The sequence below is a fragment of the Nocardia sp. NPDC003345 genome (assembly GCF_053589395.1).
In genome coordinates, this window is the sequence record NZ_JBSFRU010000321.1 from 1 (window position 1) to 7272 (window position 7272).

1 protein-coding gene is annotated in these 7272 nt (G+C 72.1%); it reads right to left on the reverse strand.

Annotated elements, in window-relative coordinates:
* Positions 1 to 136 precede the first annotated feature (136 nt).
* Positions 137 to 7261, reverse strand: coding sequence for a hypothetical protein (locus ACWDU1_RS26485; RefSeq protein ID WP_450002526.1), 7125 nt, complete (start codon positions 7259 to 7261; stop codon positions 137 to 139).
* Between the last annotated feature and the right edge of the window lie 11 nt (positions 7262 to 7272).

A 7272-nucleotide genomic window follows, 5' to 3' on the forward strand; every position in this document is an offset into this window, starting at 1 on the left:
GCGCAGGCCACCACCGTTGCGGACCGATTCGAGCATTTCGGCGAAGTTCTCCCGCAGCTCGTCGTCGGTCGGAAATCCGATACGCATGACTACTCCTCCTCGGTCTTCTGCGCGTCCTCGCGCCGGCGGGTGCTCGTCATTCGGCGAATACCCGCGCGCGCCGGTCCGGGTCGGCGAGCACATCCCGCAGATACGCGCCGAAGTCGAGTTCCTCCGGAAGGGAACGATAGGTCAGTTCACCCAGCCGGTGCCCGCCCTGGACCAGGGCGAACCGAGTGGTCCGGAAGGCGACGGTGTCCAACTCGACGATAACCGGCTGTTCCAGGTCGATGGTCTGGGTACCGATCCGCAAGGTCAGGCTGCCGTCGCGTCGGTAGAGCACCACCGGCAGGCCGGCGATCTCACCGTAGAAACCGCCGACCGGGCCCGGATTCGCCGGCGCGGCCTGTAGGGCACCGGTTTCCGGGTTGAACTCCGAAGGCACTCCGAAACCGGCGAACGGGCGCACGACAAGAGGCGGCCCGGTGCCGTCCCCGTCGTCTCCGCGGGGTACGGCAGGACGCGCCAGCGGACCGCCACGATACGGGCGGCGGCCGTCCGGCGACCCACCCGGCGGCATACCACCGACGGGTGGCGGCATCATCGGCGGCATCGCGCCTCCGGGCGGGTTCGGTTCACCGGTCCCGCCCGGACCGGAGCCACCGGGAATGCCCGGATCGCGGTCCGGCGGGAAACCCGGAAGGTCGGGGGGCTGCGTGGGTACCGGTCGTCTTGGCCGATCCGGTGCGCTGGGGTAAGGATCCAGCGGCGGCTCCGGTTGTGGATACCCGGGGGCGGGCGAGCCCGGCACCCGAGGTGGCCCGGGAAAATCGGGCACTCCCGGGTGCGGGGGCGCGGGCGGCCGGGGCCACGGCGAGTCCGGCGGAGCACCGGGCACGGGAGGCCGGCCCGGCGGTGGCCCGCCGGGGGGTACCGGCCACTCCGGCGGGGTCGGTTGGCCTGGAGGTGGTGACGTGGGCGGCTCCGGTGGTTCCGGCACCGGCGGAACCGGCGGACTCGGCGGCACCGGCGGTTCCGGTACCGGGGGCACCGGCAGACCCGGCGGCTTCGGGGGTACCGGCGGACTCGGCACCGGTGGACTCGGCGGCACCGGTGGTTCCGGCACCGGCGGACTCGGCAGACCCGGCGGTTCCGGCACAGGCGGCACCGGGGGACTCGGTGGTTCCGGCACCGGCGGCGCCGGCGGACTCGGGGGTTCCGGCTGTTCCGGGGGGCAGGGCTGTTCCGGAGGACTCGGCGGTTCCGGGGGACTCGGCGGATCCGGGGGACTCGGCGGATCCGGGGGACTCGGCGGATCCGGCTGCTCGGGTATATCGGGCAGCGGCACCGGCCAGGGCTCGCGGTCGTTCTCGAAACGCGCCGGAAAGTCCGGGTCCCACGGGTGCGGCCGGTGTGGGATGTGTGACCGTAGCGAGGAGCCGCGGGGCATCACCTTTCGTCCGGCCGGCGCAGAACCGTCCCCGGCCGGGGGCGTCGGGTCGCCGCCGGCGCGCCGGCCGCGTCCGGAGTCGTCGCGGCCGTTACGGCCCCCGGCCGTGTTCGGGCCGTCTCCGTGGCCGGCATCGCCACGGTCCGGGCTATCACCGGATGGTCCGGCGGGTTCCGCAACCGGAGCGCGCCGGACGGGATCGGCGGGATCGGTTCCGGCCGAGCGAGTGAGGTCACCTGCGGGTGGTTCACCTTCTGTGGGTTGGTCGCCCGCGGGATCCGGGTCCCGGCGCCGGCCCGCGGGCGGCTCGGGATCGGGCCGGTCGTGACCGTCGGGCCCGCCCTCGGGACGTTCGGTCGCGGGATCCGCGTCCCGTTCCGGTCCGGGCCGGTCGCCGGATGGGGTGCTGCGGTCACCGGGCGGAAGGCTCCGTTCGCCGGGTGGGCGTTCCCGGTCGCCGCCGGCACCCTGTTCGAGTTCGGCTTCGATTCGGTCCACCTCGGCTTCGGCATCGACCAACCGGCGGGCGGCGGCCTCGAATTCGTCGATACGCCGCAGGCGCTCTTGTTGTTCGTCCACCCGCATCGTCGCGCCCCGCAGTTCCTCGAGGCGCCGATCCAGTGCCTCGTGTGAGGCCAGGTCCTCGTCGGCCACCGGGAGATCCCGATGCGGCGGCGGTAGCACCGCTCGGGCACGCTCCGCCTCCGCGACTGCCCGCTCGTGCCGGCGCTCCAGTTCCGCGCGGATCCGGGGTTCGTCGAGGCGGGCGGCGTGATCGACGAGTTCGGCCAGCCTCGCGATATCGTCGGCCCGTTGCCGGACCTCACCGCGCAATTCGGCCTGCACCTGTGCCAGTTCGGCGGGAGTCAGGCGTTCGTGGCGGTCCAGCCGGCCGTCGCGGTACTTCTCGTAGACCTCGTTCCAGCGCTGCAGTTCCGCGCGCACCCGGGCCAATTCGGGATCATCGTCGCCGATCTCGCCGCGGCGATGCCGGTCCAGGACGTCATCCCAGCGGGCGAGGTCGGCGGGCGGTACGTCGACACCGACGGTGCGCGCGAAATCGTGTCCGATACCGAGTTCGGTGGCCGGCAGCAGATCGGAGTCGGCCTCCAGCAGGCCCATGCGGTGCGGTGCGTCGGCGAGGTGGCGCAGATCCTCGATCAAACCGACCAGATGCCGGACCGCCTTCTCGTGCACCGGGATCTCCGCACGACCCACCCGTGGGTCCACGGCACGATCGCCGTGTGTGCCGGGATCGAAGATATCCACCCGGCCGAGTGCGGTCAGGAAATCGGTCAGGGCACCGGCCAGGGCTGCCCGGGCGTGCGGGCGGTGCACCAGCGACCGGACGGCCTCGTCGATACCCGCGGCATCGGTCACCTCGACCGTGCTGTCCAGCACGTTCAGGCGGCGCACCAGCCGCGTGGTGGCGGCATCCACCGCGCCGCGGTCCAGCGCCGCCAGTTCCCGGGCGTAGGAGATCATCCCGGCGATCTGCTGGATCCGCCGCGCACCGGGGGTGGCGGGATCGGCGATCACCCGGGGCGCCTCCGCCGCGGTGAACGGAACCGTATCCGTGGGATCGAGACGATGCGCCAAGACCTCCCGCGCCCGGGTGACGGCGTGATAGGTGTCGATATCCCAGGCGGTGCGCGCGTGATCCATGATCGCCTCGAGTTGCGCGGCCCGGAGTTCGTTCTGGTCGCGCAGTGCCGCCAGTTCCGCGGCGAGGTGGCGGGGATCGGCCAGATCCTCGTCGGCGATTCCGAGTCGCTCCCGCAGCTCGCCGATGGCGGCGTCGATATCGGCACGGGTGAGCTGTCCGGGACCGGGCTCGGGTTCGACCGGGTCGTCCGGCACCGCGCGCCAGCCGTCACCGTCGTCGATCAGGGTCATCTCGAGATGCCGACCGTCGACGTCGGCGGTGATATGCCGGACGCGGGGAGCGCCCGCATCCGCCACAGTGATCCGCTCGGGCCCGTATCCCCCTTCCGGTAGCTGTTGTCCCGGAAGCACCTGGGTGAGCTTGTACCGCACCTCGAGGGTGCCGTCGTTCACGGCGGCTGCGAGATCGGGGAACCGGGCGAGCGCGTCGGCCAGCACCCGGTCGTGTTCCAGACGGCCGTCGATCACCACCAGGCGCATCGGCCCGCCGGGGCGGTCGGCGGGCAGCAGGCCGATACCCGGCGGGTCGCCGAACATGACCCCGTCCTGCCCGAAAACCCATTCCTGGGCGGCCATATCGCCGATCAGGCCTGCCAGTTCATCGACCTCGGCCTCGTGCCGCAGGAATTCGTCGGCCCGGCGACCGAAGTCCTCGACGCGCTGGGCGCCCTCCTGGATCCGGAACAACTGGTCGGCGAGCGTATCGGCGAGCCGGTCGGCGGCCAGGGCGGCCAGGTCGATATCGCCCAGGATCTGGGCCCAGACCGACCGTTCGTCGCGAATCTGATCGCGGCGCAATGCTCGTTCCAGGTATACGCGGCGGCCGTCGTCGCGGCCCGGCTGGTCGCTGTCGTAGAGATCGCCCCATTCCCGGGTGGGCTCACCGCCGTTGTTGACGCCTTCCCAGCCGAGCAGATCGGCCGGCCCCGGCCAGGCGCGCCGCAGGACCTCGGGCAGCCACTCCGGAGCCCGGTGCGGCTCGCGATAGGTGGCCACCACTTCGCGCAGGAAGCGGGCCAGCGGGTTGGCGTCGAAGAAGGTCGCCTGATCGCCGTAGGGGATATCGGCGTGTTCGGCGTTGTAGCGCCGGGCCGCGTCGGCGAGGCCGGTGAGGGCACCGATTCTGCGGGCCTGCTGATATTCGATCAGTTCGCGCACCCGCCGCACGTTCTCCGGAGTCGGCTCGCCCGGATCGATCCCGAATTCGCGCGCCGCCGCTGCCAGCGCCGCCGCCTGTTCGTCGCGTAGTGCCGCCGTGGCCGCCAATTCATCCATCCACGAGGCGATCTCACCCCCGCTCCGGGGAACCACCTCCCCCGGCGGTCCGGCCGGCGGCAGCGCGGTGGGATCAGCGGTTTCCGGCGCCGCCGGAAGCGCCGGATTCTCCGCCCGCGCCTGTGCCTTCAGGTCGTCCAGATCGACGCCCAGCTCCTGCCGCACCAGATCGGGATCGGCCTCGTCGAGCCAGTACCGGTACTCCGCGCCGCCCTCGTCGAGCAGCGGCACGGGATCGGTGCTCGGATCCGACACCCGGGAGGTGAACCGCCGCAGGAAAGGCAGCAGCTCCCGTTTCTTCCACAGGGTGACGCCCTCTTTGAGGATGCGCGCGGGATTGAATTTGGTTTGCAGGACCTCGTACTCGTCACCCGGCACACCGGGCGTCGGGTCCTCGGTCTTGCGCAGCGGCAATCCGGCCTCGTCGCCGAGGAGCGACTGGCCCGCGCTGTCGATACCGGAGCCCGACGGGTACTTCGGGGTGTCGCCGGTGTAACCGGTGTCGCGCAGCCATTCCCAGATCCGCCGCAGCAGCGGTTTGCGCCGTACCGGGGCCTCGGGCTCGCCCGCTACCACCGGTGGATCGGCGCGCTCGGCCTCGGCCACCCGCCAGCCGTCGGCGCCGTCGGCGCCGTCGGCGACCAGCCGCACCGGCACCCGCTGTCCCTCGACCGACGCGTTGTAACGACGCGTCTCCCCCGGGCTCGCCGGTCCCGGATCCGGCTGCTGCCGGGCCGCCACCGCAGCGTCGGCGAGGGCGGAGAGATCATCGGCCGCGCGAACGATCTCCGCCCGCTCCCGATTCGGCACGGCCGCCGGATCACCCGCCGGATCGTGCGGATCGATACCCAGGAGCCGGGCCCACCCGTCGCGGGAACGCTGCTGGGCGGCGCGGTCGGCCGCATCGGTAGCGGCGTCCAGGCGCCCCTGGGCGGCGGCCAGCGCTTCCACCACCGCGGCCCGCAGCACGAGGCGGTAGCGATGGTCGGAAATCGTGGTGCCGAGGTTGTCCGGATCGAGCGCGGCGTCATCGACACCGAAACGGCGTGCCAAGCGGTCACGGGTCTCCGCGACGCTTTCCACACGCGCGGTGGGCTCGCCGCCGGATCGCGCGGGTGGCGGCCCACCATCGGCTCGCGTGGACGGTGGTTCCGCGGGTACCGGAGCCGGAGGCAGCTCGGGATCGTCCACCGGCAGCCCGGCCCGGAGCAGTTCCGCCCGCATCTCGGCCGCGAGCTCCGGATCGGCCTCGTGCTGCCAATACCGCTCGTCGCCGTAGCGTTCCCGCGCGGACAGTTCGGCGAAATCGTCCGGATACCGCATACGGGGTCCGTTGTCGATATCGTCCAGGAACCCGCGGGCACGGGCGATTTCGGCGAGCTCGGCCAGGGCGGCCGGCGGATCGCGCAGATCACCGAAGACCTCCGTGAGCCCGAGAAGCTTCGCCAGCCGGCGGGCGTGCTCGGCGAGGTCGCCGGTCGGCGGCTCGGCGTCGCGCTGCGCGGGCCAATCGGCCATATCGCGGAGGAACGCGGCCAGGTCGGTCAGCGGATCACGACGGCCCGGTTCGCCGGCCTCACCCTCGGGCGGAACTCCCGGTTCACCGGGATCGTCCGGCCCGCCCGGATCGTCGGGGGGTGGCGGTCCGTTGCCCTGCGGGGGATCCGGATCGCCCTGGGCGGGTGCGGGCGGCCGGGACGGTGGCCGGCCCCCCGGGCCTCCGGTGACCGGATCGTCCGGGTCCTGACCGTCGGAGTCGCCGGGGTCGCGACCATCCGGATCTCCCGGTCGCGGCGTACCGCCCGGCTGCTCACCGACCGGCAATTCGAGTGTGCCGCCGGGTCGGTCTCCGGCAGGCAGCTCCAGAGTGTCGCCCTGTTGTTCAGCAACCGGAAGTTCCAGAGTGTCGCCCTGTTGTTCACCAACCGGAAGTTCCAGAGTGTCGCCCTGTTGTTCACCAACCGGGAGCTCCAGAGTCTTCCTGTCGCGCGGATCCCCGCCCGCCGTGGGCTCTTGCGGTCCAGGACGCTCCGGCCGCTGGTACTCCGGATTGGGTCGAAGCGGTGGCAGCGCGTAGTGGCGTCCGGCTCGCCAGTCGGTGAGCGGCGGGCGCTGCGCGTCCCAGTGGTGTCCGAGACCGATGGCGTAGGTGTTGGCAGCCTGCCAGGTGGCGTCCGGATGATCGGCCAGGTACTGGGCTTCGGCCAGCGCGTCCTGCAGCAGGACCAGATCCGCCGGCAACGGCTCCCCGGCGCGCAACCGGTTCCAGGCCTCGGCGATATCGGCGAGACGGTCCATCGGCCGGCGAACCATCTCGCCACCGGGATCGTCGGCGTCGCGCACCCAGTGCTCGTCCACCATCAGGTGGTCCCTGATCTGTTCGAGTTCGGCGCGGGTGAAGCGCGGTACGTCGTCACGCATATGCCCGGCCAGCTGTCCGGCGATCTCGTCCGGATCCACGGCTCGCACGATCTCGTCCGGGTCGGCCCCGGGCACGATCTCGGCCGGGTCCACCACGCCCAGCAACATCTCCCGGACCTGCTCGACGGTGTTACGGACCAGCTCCGGGTCGTTGTCGGCGAACCGGTCGCCGGCCTCGCCGGCCACCCGGTCGATCGCGGTCTCGATGGCGGCGAGCTGCGCGGGGACGTCACCGAGCGGGTCGATACCTCCGAGTTCCTCGACCAGCCGGGTACGAACCAGATCGACGAATTCCCGGGCCGCCGCGCGCTGCCGCTCCTCCCGGAACCGTTCGATTCCGTCGGCGACCCGATCCACATCGGTGGCGTCGCCGAGGAACCGCTCGTATTCCAGATCGGCCCACTGCTGCACCTCGGCCCATT